The organism is Bradyrhizobium sacchari (assembly GCF_002068095.1).
GTDB classification, from domain to species: Bacteria; Pseudomonadota; Alphaproteobacteria; order Rhizobiales; family Xanthobacteraceae; genus Bradyrhizobium; species Bradyrhizobium sacchari.
On sequence record NZ_LWIG01000001.1, the window covers coordinates 499,432 to 516,641 of the forward strand.

12 protein-coding genes are annotated in these 17,210 nt (G+C 64.6%); 7 read left to right on the forward strand and 5 right to left on the reverse strand.

The window, feature by feature from the left end; all coding sequences use genetic code 11:
- Nucleotides 1–29 precede the first annotated feature (29 nt).
- Nucleotides 30–3,401, forward strand: a complete 3,372-nt coding sequence (locus tag A5906_RS02305; protein WP_080133638.1) for a hybrid sensor histidine kinase/response regulator — start codon at nucleotides 30–32, stop codon at nucleotides 3,399–3,401.
- A complete protein-coding gene (locus tag A5906_RS02310; protein WP_080133639.1) occupies nucleotides 3,385–4,311 on the forward strand; it encodes a response regulator in 927 nt (308 codons plus the stop codon). Before A5906_RS02305 ends, A5906_RS02310 begins: the two co-directional genes overlap by 17 nt.
- A gap of 228 nt (nucleotides 4,312–4,539) precedes the next feature.
- Here the strand turns inward: A5906_RS02310 and A5906_RS02315 are convergent, their stop codons facing one another.
- Entirely contained in the window at nucleotides 4,540–6,042 is a 1,503-nt protein-coding gene (locus A5906_RS02315) for a flavin-containing monooxygenase (protein ID WP_080134030.1), read from the reverse strand.
- A 124-nt stretch (nucleotides 6,043–6,166) separates the two neighbouring features.
- On the reverse strand, nucleotides 6,167–6,925 hold the full coding sequence (locus A5906_RS02320) for a S1 family peptidase (protein WP_080133640.1): 759 nt from the start codon (nucleotides 6,923–6,925) through the stop codon (nucleotides 6,167–6,169).
- A gap of 105 nt (nucleotides 6,926–7,030) precedes the next feature.
- Here A5906_RS02320 and A5906_RS02325 point away from each other — a divergent pair, with 105 nt between their 5' ends.
- On the forward strand, nucleotides 7,031–7,666 hold the full coding sequence (locus A5906_RS02325) for an HAD-IA family hydrolase (protein ID WP_080133641.1): 636 nt from the start codon (nucleotides 7,031–7,033) through the stop codon (nucleotides 7,664–7,666).
- Nucleotides 7,667–7,782: 116 nt separating this feature from the next.
- Here the strand turns inward: A5906_RS02325 and mtnA are convergent, their stop codons facing one another.
- The 3 genes from mtnA to A5906_RS02340 all read right to left on the reverse strand — a co-directional run bounded on the left by mtnA (nucleotide 7,783) and on the right by A5906_RS02340 (nucleotide 10,321).
- Nucleotides 7,783–8,889 (reverse strand): S-methyl-5-thioribose-1-phosphate isomerase, encoded by a 1,107-nt coding sequence (gene mtnA / locus A5906_RS02330; protein WP_080133642.1) that lies wholly within the window; start codon nucleotides 8,887–8,889, stop codon nucleotides 7,783–7,785.
- A gap of 18 nt (nucleotides 8,890–8,907) precedes the next feature.
- On the reverse strand, nucleotides 8,908–9,783 hold the full coding sequence (locus A5906_RS02335; protein ID WP_080133643.1) for an S-methyl-5'-thioadenosine phosphorylase: 876 nt from the start codon (nucleotides 9,781–9,783) through the stop codon (nucleotides 8,908–8,910).
- Nucleotides 9,784–10,048: 265 nt separating this feature from the next.
- Nucleotides 10,049–10,321, reverse strand: a complete 273-nt coding sequence (locus A5906_RS02340) for a phosphopantetheine-binding protein (protein ID WP_080133644.1) — start codon at nucleotides 10,319–10,321, stop codon at nucleotides 10,049–10,051.
- A 361-nt stretch (nucleotides 10,322–10,682) separates the two neighbouring features.
- Here A5906_RS02340 and A5906_RS02345 point away from each other — a divergent pair, with 361 nt between their 5' ends.
- The 4 genes from A5906_RS02345 (at nucleotide 10,683) to A5906_RS02360 (ending at nucleotide 17,010) form a co-directional block, all read left to right on the forward strand.
- Nucleotides 10,683–11,900, forward strand: a complete 1,218-nt coding sequence (locus tag A5906_RS02345; RefSeq protein ID WP_080133645.1) for an acyl-CoA dehydrogenase family protein — start codon at nucleotides 10,683–10,685, stop codon at nucleotides 11,898–11,900.
- Nucleotides 11,901–11,955: 55 nt separating this feature from the next.
- Nucleotides 11,956–12,936, forward strand: coding sequence for an amino acid--[acyl-carrier-protein] ligase (locus A5906_RS02350; protein WP_080133646.1), 981 nt, complete (start codon nucleotides 11,956–11,958; stop codon nucleotides 12,934–12,936).
- A gap of 114 nt (nucleotides 12,937–13,050) precedes the next feature.
- Nucleotides 13,051–13,926 (forward strand): acyl-CoA acyltransferase, encoded by an 876-nt coding sequence (locus tag A5906_RS02355; protein WP_136614952.1) that lies wholly within the window; start codon nucleotides 13,051–13,053, stop codon nucleotides 13,924–13,926.
- Between the two features lie 216 nt (nucleotides 13,927–14,142).
- Nucleotides 14,143–17,010: a PAS-domain containing protein gene (locus A5906_RS02360; protein WP_080133647.1), complete on the forward strand. Its 2,868-nt coding sequence runs from the start codon at nucleotides 14,143–14,145 to the stop codon at nucleotides 17,008–17,010.
- The last annotated feature ends 200 nt before the right edge of the window (nucleotides 17,011–17,210 follow it).

A 17,210-nucleotide genomic window follows, 5' to 3' on the forward strand; every position in this document is an offset into this window, starting at 1 on the left:
CTGGGTCGGTATCGGGAGTGGGGTAAAGAGTGGCAGGGCGGCAGCGAATAGACCGCGTCAGGCGCCAGTACAACCAATGGGTTGCCAACCAGACGCTGGAAGACTACGCGCTGCGGTTCACCGCCAAGAGCGCGCGGCGCTGGTCCGCCGCCCGCGTCGCCAACACCGCGATCGGCGCGATCTCTTTCCTGGTGCTCGAGGCGATCGGCGGCACCATCACCCTCAACTACGGCGTCACCAATGCCGCCGCCGCGATCCTCGTCGTCTCGGCCATCATCTTCTGCTGCGGCGTGCCGATTGCCTATTATGCCGCCAAATGCGGCATCGATATCGACCTCCTGACCCGCGGTGCCGGCTTCGGCTATATCGGCTCGACCGTGACGTCGCTGATCTACGCCTCCTTCACCTTCATCTTCTTCGCGGTCGAGGCCGTGATCCTGGCGACCGCGCTGGAGATGTGCTTGGGGATTCCACGCCCGATCGGCTACCTCATCAGCGCGGTGGCGATCATCCCGCTCGTGACCTACGGCATCACGCTGATCAGCCGCTTCCAGCTCTGGACGCAGCCGGTCTGGGTCGTCCTGCACATCCTGCCTTTTGTCGCGATCGCCTGGGCCAACCCCCACTCCTTCACGGAATGGCGCAAATTCTCCGGCGAGCATGGCGACCTCAGCGGACATTTCGATCTGTTGCTGTTCGGCGTCGCGTCCTCCGTGGTGTTCTCGCTGGTGGCGCAGATCGGCGAGCAGGTCGACTTCCTCAGGTTTCTGCCGCGCGATCGCCGCGCATCCAAGGCATCATGGTGGATCGCGCTGATGAGCGCGGGACCGGGCTGGATCGTGCTCGGCGCGCTGAAGCTCCTGGCGGGCTCATTCCTGGCCTTCTTTGCGCTCAGCCACGGCGTGCCGCCCGAGGAGGCCGCCGAGCCCGCTCATATGTATCTCGTGGCGTTTCGATATGTGCTGTCCGAGCCGGACCTCGCGCTGGCCTTGACCGGCATCTTCGTGGTGCTGTCGCAGATCAAGATCAACGTCACCAACGCCTATGCCGGCTCGATCGCATGGTCGAATTTCTTCTCGCGCTTGACGCATAGCCATCCCGGCCGCGTGGTCTGGCTGGTATTCAACGTGACGGTGGCGCTGCTCTTGATGGAGATCGGCGTCTACAAGGCGCTGGAGCAGACGCTGGCGCTCTACTCCAACGTCGCCATCGCCTGGGTCGGCGCGCTGGTGTCCGATCTCGTGGTCAACAAGCCGCTCGGCCTGCGTCCGCCGCAGATGGAGTTCAAGCGCGCGCATCTCTACGACATCAACCCGGTCGGCGTCGGCGCCATGACGCTCGCGATCATCGTCTCGATCGCGGCGTTCTACGGCCTGTTCGGCCCGACCATGAAGGCGCTCGCCGCCTTCGTCGCGCTGACGGTCGCTTTCGTCACGGCGCCGGTGATCGCCTGGCTGACGGACGGAAAGTTCTACATCGCACGCAAGCCAAAGCGGAGCTGGGCCAATATCGAATCGATCCAATGCTGTATCTGCGAGCACAGCTTTGAGCCGGAGGACACCACCTCCTGCCCCGCCTATGCCGGCCCCATCTGCTCACTGTGCTGCTCCCTCGACGCCCGCTGCCATGATCTCTGCAAGCCGCACGGACGCGCGCAGGTCCAGTTCTCCGAGGCACTCGGCAAGATCCTGCCGCAACCGATCTACGCGCGGATCAACTCGCAGTTCGGCCATTACGTCGGCGTGTTCGTGGTCTCCGCGGGCCTCGTCGCGCTGGTGCTCGGACTGATCTACCTGCAGACCTCGGCGAGCGTGCATGGCGAGAATCTGCTCGTCTCGAACGTGCTGTGGAAGGTGTTCTTCTCGCTCAGCATCATCATCGGCGTGGTGGCCTGGCTGTTCGTGCTGGCGCAGCAGAGCCGCCGCGCGGCCGAAGCGGAAACGCGGCGGCAGACCGCGCTGCTGATCCAGGAGATCGACGCGCACAAGCGCACCGACGCCGAGCTCCAGCGCGCCAAGGAGGTCGCCGAATCCGCCAACCTCGCCAAGAGCCGCTACGTCGTAGGCCTCAGCCACGAGCTGCGCTCGCCGCTCAACGCGATCAGCGGCTACGCCCAGCTGCTCGAGCAGGACTCAACGCTCAGCACCAAGCCGCGCGACCAGGTCCGGGTCGTCCGCCGCAGTGCCGACCACCTCTCCGGCCTGATCGACGGCATCCTGGACATCTCCAAGATCGAGGCTGGGCGGCTGTATCTCTCGCGCGACGAGGTGCGGCTCAGCGAGTTCCTGGACCAGCTCGTCGGCATGTTCCGCCTCCAGGCCGCCGCCAAGGGCATCGACTTCGTGTTCAGGCGGCCGGCGCATCTGCCGGCCGTGGTCTATGCCGACGAGAAGCGGCTGCGCCAGGTGTTGATCAATTTGCTCTCCAACGCCATAAAATTCACCCAGACCGGCAGCGTGCAGTTCGTCGTGCACTACCGCAGCCCCGTTGCCGAGTTCGAGGTGATCGACACCGGGCCCGGCATCCAGGGCGACGATCTCGAGCGCATCTTTGCGCCGTTCGAACGCGGCGCGCTCGGTGTCGCGCAGCCGCAGACCGGAACTGGGCTCGGGCTGACGATCAGCCGGCTTCTCGCCGGCGTCATGGGCGGCGACATCAAGGTCATGAGCACGGTCGGCACCGGCTCAACGTTCAAGGTCAAGATCCTGCTGTCGGAGGTCACCAATCCGCAGCGCATCGCGCCGGTGGAGGCCGCGGTCTCCGGCTATCACGGCGCGCGCAAGACCATCCTGATCACCGACGACGACCCCGTGCATCGCGACCTCCTGCGCGAGGTGCTGACACCGCTCGGCTTCATCCTGCTCAGCGCGCCCGACGGCGCCGGATGCCTGGCATTGGCGCAACATTGCCGCCCCGATCTATTCCTGCTCGACATCTCCATGCCGGCCATGGATGGCTGGGCCGTCGCAGAAGCCTTGCGCTCCAGCGGCCATCACCAGGCGCGGATCCTGATGGTGTCGGCGAGCGCGCTGGAGGCTCATGGCACGCCGTTGGCGCAGCCGTTCCATGACGGCTATCTGATGAAGCCGATCGACATTCCGCGGCTGCTGGAGATGATCCGCCAGCTCCTCAAGATCGAATGGCAGTACGGCGCTGACGAGATCGCGGTGCCGTTCTGGCGGCCGGAGAGCGGATCGAAGCCGCCGGTGCGGCACATCGAGGCGTTGATCGGGCTCGGCCAGATCGGCTACGTCAAGGGCATCCAGCTCAAGCTGGACGAGATCGGCAGCGAACATCCGGAGCATGCCGATTTCGTCGCGCAGATGCGGTCGCTGGTCGATCGCTTCGATCTCGACCAGTACATGGCCACATTGAAGACGTTGCATGCTTATGAGCATTGAACCAAAGAAGCGCGACGTGGCGCTCGTTGTCGATGACTCGCCCGAAACGCTGCGGCTGCTCACCGATGCGCTGGACGGCGCCGGCATGACTGTGATGGTGGCACTCGACGGTGCGAGCGCGATGCGCATCGTCGACCAGATTACCCCTGACATCGTGCTGCTGGATGCCGTGATGCCCGGCATGGACGGGTTCGAGACCTGTCGCCGGCTCAAGCGCGATGCGGGCCTTGCCAATGTGCCCGTGATCTTCATGACGGGGCTTGCCGAAACCGAGCACATCGTACGCGGGCTGGACGCCGGTGGCGTCGACTACGTGACCAAGCCGATCGTGATCGAAGAGATGCTGGCGCGCATCCGCGTCCATCTCGGCAATGCAAGGCTGACGCAGAGCGCGCGTGCCGCGCTCGACGTCTCCGGCCGCTTCCTGTTCGCGGTCGACCGCCAGGGCCATTTGCTCTGGGCGACGCCGCAGGCACAGAAGCTGCTGGCCGATCACCATGGCACGCAGGCCGACGACTTCGTCCTGCCGCCGTCGCTGCTGCAATGGCTGGAGCAGGCAAAGGGCAAAGGCAGCTCGAAGTCGCAAGCCGCATCCCTGCCCGACAATCCGCAGCTCCGCTTCTACTACATGGGCGAGACCGCGCCGAACGAATTCCTGCTGCGGCTGTCCAAGGAAGCCGGCACCGCGCTGCCGCCGGAGTTCACCAGCGAGCTCGGCCTCACCACGCGCGAAGGCGAGGTGCTCGCCTGGCTCAGCAAGGGCAAGACCAACCGCGACATCGCGCAGATACTCGGATTAAGCCCGCGCACGGTCGACAAGCACCTTGAGCAGATCTACGCCAAGCTCGGCGTGGAAAACCGGACGGCTGCGGCGGCCATTGCGGCGAATGCGACGCGGCGGAATTCGTAACTTACTCTGCTGATGAGTTGGTACACCGTCGCTCAGCCAACGATGTCGTCCCGGACAAGCGAAGCGCCGATCTGGGACCCATAATCACAGGGAGATGTTTGGCGAAGACTCGGCGTGACCCGCTCACCCGACAACCACTGCCTGGGAGTATGGGTCCGGGCTCGCTCCGCGCCCCGGCACGACAGTTGAGTGTATCGCTATACTTCCCGTCCCTTACATCGACGCCCCTCACCCGTAAACAAACGCCGTGTCGTCCAGATCCGTCTTCGGGATCTCGTCCTTCTCGGTCCAGTAATCCTGGCTGTGCTGCCATTCCGGCTTGTCGCCGCGCTTGGGCAGCAGGTTCATGTTGCGCATGATGTAGCCGGGGTTGAAGTTTTCAGGATCGATCCAGGGCAGGATCGGCATGTTGTGGTCTTCTGGCCGCAGTTTGACCTCGACCTTCTTCTTGCCCTTCGCCTTCATGTGGCCGAGCAGACGGCAGACGAAATCGGCGACGAGATCGACGCGCAAGGTCCAGCTGGCGCGGAAATAGCCGAACACCCAGACCATGTTCGGCACGCCCGTGAACATCATGCCGCGATAGGTGACGGTGTCGCCGAAGGCGAGCGGCTTGCCGTCGATCTCGAAAGCGATGTCGCCGAGCGCGGAGAGATTGAAACCGGTCGCGGTGACGATGACATCGGCCTCCAGCAGCTTGCCCGATTTGAGCTGGATGCCGTTCTCGACGAAGCACTCAATCTCGTCGGTGACGACCGACGCCTTGCCACTGGCGATGCCCTTGAACAGATCGGCATCCGGCACGAAGGCGATGCGCTGCCGCCACGGACGATAGGACGGCGTGAAATGCGTCTCGACATCGTAGTCCGGGCCGAGCACCGCGCTGATCTGGCCGATCAGCTCCTTCTTCACCTGCTCGGGCTTGGCGAGACAGAGCTTCGTAAACGCATCCTGCTCGAACAGGATCTTGCGCCGGACGATCTCGTGGATCCATTCCTCGTCGACCTGAAGCCGGCGCAGCTCCTCGGCGATCTCGATGGCGTTGCGACCGAGACGGAAATAGGTCGGCGAACGCTGCAGCATGGTGACGTGCGCGCAACTGCCGGCGATATTCGGCACCAGCGTCGCCGCGGTCGCACCCGAGCCGATCACGACGACCTTCTTAGCCGTGAGATCGATATCATCCGGCCAGGTCTGCGGATGGACGATGCGGCCCTTGAAGCGATCCATGCCCTTCCATTCCGGCGTATAACCTTCCGAATGGCGGTAATAACCCTGGCACATCCAGAGGAAGTTTGCGGTAAAGGTCTTTGCTTCACCGGTATCGGTGGTCGTGGCCTCGATGGTCCAGAGATTCCGTTCGCTCGACCAGTTCGCGGAATTGATCTTGTGCTTGTAGCGGATGTGGCGGGCGATATCGTTGTCGTCGATCACCTCTTTCATGTAGGAGAGGATCTCCTCAGCGGTCGCGATGGGCGGGCCGACCCAGGGCTTGAAGCTGTAGCCGAAGGTGTGGAGATCGCTGTCCGAGCGGATGCCGGGATAGCGATGCGTGCTCCAGGTGCCGCCGAACGTCGCCTGCGTTTCCAGGATGACATAGCTCGTACCCGGCAGCTGCTTTTCGATGTGATAGGCACTGCCGACACCGGAGATGCCGGCGCCGACGATCAGCACGTCGAAATGTTCCGAGGCCTGCTTGGTGGAGGCGTGACTGCGAACAGCGACATTCATTGTTGCTTCTATGCCTTGCTTGTTTTTGTGGCCGCCCTTGACCGGACGACGCGTTTCCTCCGCGACGGGCACGTCGCCCATCGCGCTTCCGTATTAAAATGACATAGTTCAATTCGCGATCAAACTACAACGCCGCACCCCAGCTCCGCGCGGTCTGCAAAATCCAGTCGCGATAGAGCGTCAGCGGCGTGACGCCGGTCAGGCCGCCGCAGCCAGCGGCGCCGTTCGGTCCAGTGGACCAACTGATGAGCCCGACGAGCATGGTGCCATTCGGCTTGTCCTCGAACACCGGACCGCCGGAATCGCCGGTGCAGGCGCCAATTCCGTCGCGAACTCCGTTGGTTAGGGGATCGACCAGCCGGATCTGCAGCGTGCCCGGCTGCCCCGTCGCCACAAGACCGGCAACGCGCGTCACACCGCCGCTCTTGCCGTCACCGCTCACGGTGACGCCGATACCGGCGATGACGAAGCGGCTGCCGACCTGAATCGGAATGGTCGGCATGCCGACCGGCACCGTCGATTTTCCCTTCAGTGGAATTTCCAGTTGCAGCAGCGCCACGTCGGCGGTGGCGCGATGCGCCTGCATCGCCTGCATGTTGAAGTTCGGATGAATCGCGACGGTGCGGACGTTGAGCAGTTGCGGCGCACCGTCGGCGCCGCGATCGACGATCTTGTAGTCCGCGCCAGGCTGCACACAGTGCGCCACCGTCAGCACCAGTTTCTGCGCGATCAGCGTGCCGGTGCAGAAATTGCCGCGCGAGCCGACGATGGTGACGACGGCGCGCGCGACGCCATCGGCTTGCGGCGTGCCGCCGCCGACGATGGCGTAAACGGGCGTGGTGAGCAGCAGCGCGGCTGCGATGAACGTGGCAAGCTTCGTCATGGGAACACGCTTCGGCATCGGAGGGAGACGGCGGGCTGCTTCGGACTGGCCCTTGGCGATAGCGCATGCTAGCCCTCTTGGAAAGGAATTGACGAGGGCCGGATAGTGGCGATCGAGGCGGTGATCTTTGATTTTGGCGGGGTGTTGACGAGCTCGCCGTTCGAGGCGTTCACGCGGTTCGAGACCGAGCGCGGCCTGCCTGCCGACATCATCCGGCGCACCAATGCCGCCAATCATCTGGAAAACGCCTGGGCCAGGTTCGAGCGCGCCGAAGTCGATATCGAGACGTTCGATCGCTTGTTCGCCGAGGAATCACGCGCACTCGGCGCCGAGGTGCGCGGCCTCGACGTGCTGCCGCTGCTGCAGGGCGATCTGCGGCCCGAGATGGTCGAAGCCCTGAAGCGCATCAAGGCGCAGTTCAGGACGGGCTGCATCACCAACAATCTGCCGGCCAACGCCATCGGCAGCATGACCGGACGCTCCCTCTACATCGCCGAGGTGATGGTGCTGTTCGATCACGTCATCGAGTCCGCCAAGATCGGCCTGCGCAAGCCCGATCCGCGCATCTACCGGCTGATGGTCGAGACGCTGAAAGTCAATCCGAAGAATTGCGTCTATCTCGACGACCTCGGCGTCAACCTGAAGCCCGCGCGCGAGATGGGCATGACCACGATCAAGGTAACGAGCGGGGCGCAGGCCATCGCGGAGCTGGAGAAGGCGACGGCGCTGAAGCTGGGCTAGGGCGTCCCGTCATTGCGAGCGCAGCGAAGCAATCCAGACTATCTCCGCGGAAGGTCTCTGGATTGCTTCGCTGCGCTCGCAATGACGGCGTGGAACGATCTAGCCTCGCGAACTGACTACTCCGCCGCAGCAGCAATCCGCTCCGGAAAAGCCGCCGCCAGTGAAGCGCGGTCCGGCTTGAGCACACCGCGCTCGGTGATGAGGCCGCTGACGAGGCGCGCCGGAGTCACGTCGAACGCATAATTGGCGACCGGTGATCCCTCCGGCACGACACGTACCGTCTCCAGCCTGCCGTCGGCCGTACGGCCGGTCATATCGGTGACCTCCACGCCGCTGCGCTGCTCGATCGGGATATCTCTGATGCCATCATGGACGGCGAAGTCGATCGTCGGCGATGGCAGCGCGACGTAGAACGGCACGTTGTTGTCGTGCGCCGCAAGCGCCTTGAGGTAAGTGCCGATCTTGTTGCAGACGTCGCCATTGGCGGCGACGCGGTCGGTGCCGACGATGGCGAGATCGACCATACCGTGCTGCATCAGATGCCCGCCGGTATTGTCGGGGATCACCGTGTGCGGCACGCCGTGATGGCCGAGCTCCCAGGCGGTGAGCGAGGCGCCCTGGTTGCGCGGTCGCGTCTCGTCGACCCAGACATGGACCTTGATGCCGCGTTCATGCGCGAGATAGATCGGCGCGGTCGCCGTGCCCCAATCGACGGTGGCGAGCCAGCCGGCGTTGCAATGGGTCAGCACGTTGACCACCTCACCCGGCTTCTTCGATCCGATCGCCTCGATCAGCTTCAGGCCGTTGGCCGCGATGCCGCGATTGATCTCGACGTCCTGCTCGACGATCTCGTCGGCACGCGCATAGGCCGCTTCCGCTCGCTCGACGGGATCAATTGGCGCGAGCGTCCTGCGCATCTCGTCCAGCGCCCATTTCAGGTTGATCGCGGTCGGCCGCGCCACGACCAGCGTGTCGTAGGCGCGCGTCAGACCGGCGTCCGAGGCATCCTCGCGCATGGCAAGCGCCATGCCGTAGGCGGCGGTCGCGCCGATCAGCGGCGCGCCGCGCACCAGCATGTCGCGGATCGCCACGGCCGCATCCTCGCATGAGGTCAGCCGCGCGATGACGAATTCATGCGGCAGCCGGCGCTGGTCGATCGCGCCGACCGACCAGCCGTCACGCTCACGCCAGATGCTGCGGAAATGCTTGCCGTCGACCTTCATGGCATTCTGCCTTTCCTATCACACCCGCAGGATGCGCCCTGCCACCGCGTCGAGCTTCTTCAGGAGCTCGGGATCGCGCGCCTCGGGCGCCGTGATCAAAGCCGTGTCGAGCGCGCGGTCCGAACCGATCGGGCACGGCTCGTGCTCGCGCGGGAAATCCTTCGCCAGCCGCGCCACCAGCGCCTTGGCCTTGTCGGCGTTCGAGGTCAGCACTCGGATGATGTCCTGAACGGTGACGGCATCGTGGTCGGGATGCCAGCAATCGAAATCCGTCACCATCGCCACCGTCGCGTAGCAGAGCTCGGCCTCACGCGCGAGCTTGGCCTCGGGCATGTTGGTCATGCCGATCACCGAATAGCCCAGCGCCTTGTAGGTCATGCTTTCCGCATAGGTGGAGAATTGCGGCCCTTCCATGCAAACGTAGGTGCCGCCGCGCGCGATCGCGATGCCTTCCGCTTCGGCGGCCGCGGCAAGATGGATGCGCAGCCGCGGCGAAACTGGATGCGCCATCGAGACATGGGCGACGCAGCCCCGGCCAAAGAACGAACTCTCGCGCTTGTGGGTGCGATCGACGAACTGGTCGACGAGGACAAAGGTGCCCGGCGGCAGTTCCTCCTTGAAGGAGCCGCAGGCCGAGAGCGAGATCAGGTCGGTGACCCCGGCGCGCTTCAGCACGTCGATATTGGCGCGGTAGTTGATGTCGGAGGGCGACAGCCGGTGGCCCTTGTCGTGCCGCGGCAGGAACACGATCGGCAGGCCGGCGATGGACCCGCGCCTCAGGGGAGCCGACGGCTCGCCCCAGGGGCTCTCGATCACCTCTTCGCGCGCACCCTCGAGACCCGGCAGATCGTAGATGCCGGAGCCACCGATGATGCCCAATACTGCCTGCGTCATGTCTGCTCCACCCTGTCCGCCACGTGCGGCATGGTTAAAGCTATGCCAGTTTTGCGGCGGTTTTGGAACGGGGTGGTGCGGTGATGGCGGGACTGTGAGGGGCGAAGGCGCCTGCCACGCACCCGCTGTCTTCCGGCGAAGCCAGGCCCCATACCGCGAGGTCTATCGATGGGAACGCGACCAATACCGAACGACCAACCTTTGCCAAATTCCTGCCCGGAGTCATGGGTCCTGGCTTTCGCCAGGACGACCCCGACAGTTTTAGTTAAGCCGCGGTCGCGAGCCGCAGCTGCGTCGCGACCATCCGCTCCAGGGTCTCGACGGACTGGAAATTCTCCGGCGTGATCTCGGACTGCGGGATGGTGAAGTCGAACTCGGCCTCGACGCCGAGCATGAGATTGACCATGTCCATCGAGGTGAGGCCGACGTCGACGAGCTTGGCCGACGGGGCGACGTCGGCGGACAGCGAATTCTGCGCGAGGATGCCCTTCACCAGCTTGATGATGCGATTGCGCAATTCGGGTTCGAAGGACTGCATCGGTAAATTCCCATCTGTCTATGAAAAGGTTCGGCCGGACTGCCGGGTACGATGGGCAGGGACGGCCGAGCCCGCAATGGGCGTCACCATTACTTCGCGTTTCTTAGTAAACGATGACTCAGATTGTCGGAAATTCATGCCTCTTCCAGTTCACTAACGCGATCGCGGAAATCCGGGGCGTGCGAAAAACCGGACCTTAACTGTCCATTTGGAATTGGGCTTCGTTTACCCTCTATTTCATCGACGAATTTGAATTAAATCCGTAGCCTCGTCTCACAAGCAAAGATGGTCGGAGGATCGCGTCAAGCGGCATCGCGAATGATGCCAGTGATCCCGAACGACAAACCGGAGGCGGACGAGTATGAACGTGCGTGAAGCGGTTCTCACTGTCGACGAAACGCAGACGAGCTTCCTCGAGCAAGGTCCTTCCTTGATCGAGCGCGCGGCCAGGACCGCCGCGGCAGCCGCGGCTGACGCAGACGGGGTCGATCGCGACGCCCGCTTCCCTCATAAGGCCTTCGACGTCGCGCGTGAGCAAAAGCTGCTCGGCGTGATGATCCCGGTCGAATTCGGCGGCTTCGGTGCCTCGATCCACGACGTCACCGACATCTGCTACACGCTCGGACGCGCCTGCGCGTCCACGGCCATGATCTACGCGATGCACCAGACCAAGGTTGCCTGCGTCATCAGGCATGGTCACGGCATCCCCTGGATGGAAACCATGATGCGCCGGGTCGCCCGCGACCAGTGGCTGCTCGCCTCCTCCACCACCGAGGGCCAGAATGGCGGCAACATCCGCGCCAGCGCCGCGGCCGTCGACCACGCCGGCGACACCGTCTCGCTGGTGCGCGGCGCCACCGTGATTTCCTACGGCGCCGAAGCCGACGGTCTCGTCACCGTCGCCCGCCGCGCCACCGATGCCGCAGCCTCGGACCAGGTGCTGCTGGCGCTCGCCAAGGACGATTATTCGCTGAAGCAGACGCAGGGTTGGGAGACACTCGGCATGCGCGGCACCTGCTCGACCGGTTTCGAGTTGAAGGTGGACTGCCCCGCCGACCGCGTCTTCCCTGAGGCCTACGACAAGATCCATGCCCAGACCATGACGCCCTTCGCGCATCTGTGCTGGTCGTCGGCCTGGGCTGGCATCGCCGCCGCGGCCGTGACGCGCGCGCAAGCGTTCATCCGCAAGGCGGCCCGCTCGTCCGGCGGCCAGATGCCGCCGGCGGCCGCGCATTTCACCGCCGCAAAGATGTCTCTGGCAAAACTGCGCGCGCTGATCTCGGCCAATATCGACGCCTTCGCCCGTGCCGAACATGACGAGCGGGCGCTCGGCTCGCTCGACTTCCAATCGTCGATCACTCTGCTGAAGGTGCAGGCCTCCGAGCTCGCGGTCGAAACCGTGATGCATGCGATGCGCACCGCCGGCCTTTCCGGCTACCGAAACGACGGCGAGTTCACCATGGGCCGTCACCTCCGCGACGTGCTGTCGTCGCCGATCATGATCAACAACGACCGTATTCTGGCCAACGCCGCCACCTCGACGCTGATGAGCGGCGTGCCGTCGAGCCTTCACGACTGACGTGCCTTCCGACGAGATCAGCAAGAACAATTTCGAGATAGCAGGACATCGACCCATGAATATTGCCGTCCTCCCAAATTCACCGGAAACCGCGCCGCAAATCGTCGATCCGCTCGACCATCTCGCCGACAAGCTGTTCCACCGCATGGGCTCGGACGGCGTCTACGCCCGCACCGCGCTCTATGAGGGTATCGTCGAGAAACTCGCCGCGCTGATCACCAGCCATCGCGAAGCCGGTACCGAAGCGTTGCGCTTCCCGCCGGTGATGAGCCGCGCCCAGCTGGAGAAGTCCGGCTATCTCAAAAGCTTCCCGAACCTGCTCGGCTGCGTCTGCGGCCTGCATGGCACCGAGCGCGAGATCAACGCGGCGGTGAGCCGCTTCGACGCCGGCGGCGACTGGACCACGTCACTGTCGCCCGCCGACCTCGTGCTGTCGCCGGCGGCCTGCTATCCCGTTTATCCGATCGCGGCGAGCCGCGGTCAGTTGCCGAAGGGCGGCCTGCGCTTCGACGTCGCGGCCGACTGCTTCCGCCGCGAGCCCTCAAAGCATCTTGACCGGCTGCAATCGTTCCGGATGCGCGAATATGTCTGTATCGGCACGCCCGACGACGTCGCCGATTTCCGTGAGCGCTGGATGGTGCGCGCACAGGCGATCGCCCGCGACCTCGGCCTGACCTTCCGCGTCGACTATGCCAGCGATCCCTTCTTCGGCCGTGTCGGCCAGATGAAGGCGGTGAGCCAGAAGCAGCAGCAGCTCAAGTTCGAGCTTCTGATCCCGCTGCGCTCGGAGGAGCAGCCGACCGCTTGCATGAGCTTCAACTATCACCGCGAGCATTTCGGCACGACCTGGGGCATCCAGGACGCCAATGGCGAGCCGGCGCACACCGGCTGCGTCGCCTTCGGCATGGACCGCCTTGCCGTCGCCATGTTCCACACCCACGGCACTGATCTCTCCACCTGGCCCGCCAAGGTGCGGGGCATGCTGGGCCTGCAGCCGCATACAGCGGCCGAGGCGCATGGTGAAGGCTGGCGCTAGAGCACGACCCGGCCCCGAAGGGCCGCGTTGGCGCAAGGCGCGAAGCGGTTCTCCGACGAGATCATGGAAACGATAGACCGAACGAGACCGACCATTTCCACGGGCAAGACGAGCGTGATCCATACCAAGGTCCGTTGCCGCGAGATCACCGAGTCCGACGTCGAGAAGATCGCGGATCTGCTGACGCGCGGCTTCGTCGGCCGCTCGCGCGAATACTGGATGCAGGGCCTGCGCCGACAGGCCTTCCGGCCCGTGCCGGAGGGCTATCCGCGCTTCGGCTACATGCTCGACAATGACGGCGAGCCCGTCGGCGTGCTGCTGCTGATCTACACGACGCGGAAGCACGGCGAAGAGACCGCCATCCAGTGCAATCTGTCGAGCTGGTATGTCGATCCGGCTTACCGCAACTACGCCTCGTTCCTGACCAAGGTCGCGCAGCGGCACAAGGACGTCACCTATCTCAACATCAGCCCGGCGCCGTGGACTTGGCCGATCATCGAGGCGCAGGGTTTCCGCAATTACTGCCGCGGCATCTTCTTCTCGGTGCCGGCGCTGTCGCGCGCCCCGCGCTGGAGCAAGATCGAGGTGATCTCGCAGCACGCCAAGACGATCGAGGGGCTTTCCCAGGACGAGACCGAGCTCCTGACGCGGCATGCGCGCTACAATTGCCTCAGCCTCGTTTGCCGCACGCCGAAGGGAACGTTTCCCTTCATCCTGCAACCGGTGCGCATCCGTCGCGGTTTCGTCGCACCACCCGCGATGAAACTGATCTACTGCCGCAGCGCCGCCGAATATGCCGAATGTGCCGGCCGCATCGGCCGGCTGCTGCTGCGGCTCGGCAAGATCTCGGTGGCGGTCGACGCCAATGGCCCGATTCCCGGCCTCGCCGGTATTTATACCGAGCGGCGCGGCCGCAAATATTTCAAGGGTCCGCACCGTCCCCAGCTCGCCGATCTCACGGATACGGAACTGGTGCTGTATGGGCCGTAGGTAGTCGTCCCGACCTTCGCCGGGACGACACCTGATTTGATTTGTTGCGCCCTCTCGGCCAACTCCAGCAGGCGCCTTGGCATTTCCGACACGCTCTTTATCGCCGGTCACCCTCCGTAAACTACTGCGCTTAAGGGAATTTTCCGGCCTCTTCGCTACCCTCGGCAGCGGAATTACGTTGCTTTAAGTCTATTGCCGCCGAGACCCGCCGACCCCATGACGTCGATCCGCGACAACGAGCTTGGTGCACGCCGCGAGCAGAGCCCGGAGGCCCTGGTCGCGCTGAGCCAGCTCGCGCTCGATCGCATGGAGCAGGGCGTTTGCGTCTACGACGCCGACAACCGGATCATGCTCGTCAACCAGCGTTACCTCTCGCTGTTCGACCTGTCCGCCGACGTCGTGCGCGTCGGCACGAGCTACCGCGAGGTGCTCGCGCACAGTGCGAGCCGCGGCAACTTCCCGCAGAGCGAGCTCGACGCGCTGTATTCGGCGCGGATCGCACAGATCGCCGGCGGCAAGCCGTTCCGGACCGAGCAGCGGCTGGCGAGCGGCCTCGTCATGTCGCTGGAGCTGAAGCCGCTTCCCGGCGGCGGCTGGATGACGATCTGCGACGATGTCAGCCGCCTCGCCCGGCTCGAGGCGGAATTGCACGTGCAGACCGAACGCAGCCAGCATGCGCTCGCCAACATGTCGCACGGCCTCATCATGTATGATGCCGACAGCCGCGTCGTCCTCTGCAACGAGCGCTTCCTGAACATCTACAACCTCGACCCCGCCATCGTGAAGCCCGGCGTCACGCACAGCACGGCCATCGACCATTGGCTCTCGCGCGGCAACATGCCGGGCATGTCGGCGGAGGAATTCCACGAGACCAGGCTCGAGGACGTGCGCACCAGGAAGGCGAAGACCCAGCTGGTGACGCGCTACGACGGGCGGATGGTGCAGGCGGTCTCCCGCTTCCTCCCCGACGGCGGCTGGGTGACGGTACACGAGGACGTCAACGAGCGGCTGCAATACGAGGAGACCCTGCGGAAACAGAACTTCATCCTCGACGCGGCGCTGGAGAACATGGCGCACGGGCTCGCCTTCTACGACAGCGACATGCGCCTGCGCGTCTGCAACACCACCTACCGCAGGATCTATCTGCTCTCGTTGGAGGAGACCAAGCCCGGCACGCATCTCGGCGAGCTGATCGAACGATCGATGGCGAACGGCGCGTTCGTCTCGGAATACACCCCGCAACAGATCCTGGAAGCCGCCCGCGCACGGATCGCGAACCGCGATTCCTCGCCGATGCGCCGGCGCATGTCGAACGACACCGTGATCTCGGTCCGCTACTGCGCGCTGGCCGAAGGCGGCTTCGTCGCCACCTATGAAGACATCACCGAACGCGAGCACGCGGTCGAGGAGCTGAGCGAACAGTATCGCCGCTTCGATGCGGCCCTGAACAACATGAGCCAGGGTCTGTGCATGCTCGATTCGGGTCTGCGCGTCATCGTCTGCAACCGCCGCTACATCGAGATGTACGGCCTGTCGCCCGACGTGGTGAAGCCCGGCGTCTCGATGCGCGAGATCATGGAGCACAGCTGCGCGCTCGGCATCCACCCGAACATGACCGGCGCCAAGCTCTATGCCGACTATGTCGAGCGGCTGCGCGAGGGCGAGCACACGCTGCATCGTCATTTGAGCGACGGCCGCATCATCAAGCTCAATCACAAGCGGATGGAACATGGCGGCTGGGTCGTCACCTATGAGGATGTCACCGAGCGCCACAAGGCCCAGGCTCGCGTGGCGCACATGGCACGGCACGATTCCCTGACCGACTTGCCCAACCGCACCCTGTTCCGCGAGAAGATGGGCGAGGGACTGAACCAGGTGGCGATTGCCGGCGGCGCGATGGCGGTGCTGTGCTTCGACCTCGACAATTTCAAGACAGTCAACGACCGCCTCGGCCATGCCGCCGGCGACCGGCTGTTGCGCTGGGTCGCGGCGCGCCTGAAGGAGAATGTCGGCGAGAACGACACCGTTGCGCGCCTCGGCGGCGACGAATTCGCAGTGCTCCAGCGCGGCCCGCAGCCGCAATCGGCCGAACAGCTCGCCCGCCGCCTGGTCGAGATCATCGGTCACCCGCCGCCGCTGGAAAACCAGGCGATCCATGTCGGCGTCTCCGTCGGCATCGCGATCGCGCCCGATCACGGCCTGGACGCCGACGAGCTGATGAAATGCGCCGACCTTGCGCTGTACCAGGCCAAGGCCAGGGGGCGCGGCGCCTACCAGCTGTTCGAGCCGGAGATGGAGGAAGAGGCGCGCAGCCGGCACGCGCTGGAGCACGATCTGCGCGGCGCCCTGGAGTCCAACCAATTCCATCTGGTGTTCCAGCCGCAGGTGCGGCTCGCTTCGTCCGAGCTGACCGGCTTCGAGGCGCTGCTGCGCTGGAAGCATCCCTCGCGCGGCTTGGTCTCGCCCGCCGAGTTCATCCCGATCGCCGAGGAGAACGGGCTGATCGTTCCGATCGGCGAATGGGTGCTGCGCACGGCCTGTGCCAGCGCCGCGTCCTGGCCCGACGTCACGGTCGCGGTGAACCTGTCACCGGTGCAGTTCCGCTCGCGCGGGCTGGTGACTTTGGTCACGAGCGCGCTTGCGGAAGCCGGCCTGCCGCCGCAGCGCCTCGAGCTCGAGGTCACCGAGACGGCGCTGCTCGACGACAGCGAGGCGACGATCGGGATCCTGCATCAGCTCCGCGCACTCGGCGTACGCGTCAGCCTCGACGATTTCGGGGTCGGCTATTCCTCGCTGAGCTACTTGCGCAAATTTCCGTTCGACCGCATCAAGATCGACCGCTCCTTCGTCGGCACGCTCGGCGAGAGCCCGGAAAGCGTTGCGATCGTCCGCACCATCGCCAGCCTCGGCTCCGTGCTCGGCGTCGAGACCACGGCGGAGGGGGTGGAGACCGAGGCGCAGCTCGCCTTCGTGCGCGAATGCGGCTGCACTGCGGTGCAGGGATATTATTTCGGCAAGCCCTGCCCGGCGGCCGATGTCGGCCGCACCATCGAAACGCTGAAAGCGGTCCGACGGGTCGCGTAAGGCCTTTAGACCTCCTCAAATTCCGCCTCTCGGCACACCTCCAAACGACCGATTGTCGCACGCCTCGTTTCCGCGGGGGGCGCTGACCTCGTCCAGGCGGGCGGTCCACTCAATGCGCTTTTCTTCTCTCATGATTTCGGGGACAATCTTGTCATAACAACGAGAAACGGCGGTCCAGCGAGACCGCTGCGAGGGAGGTG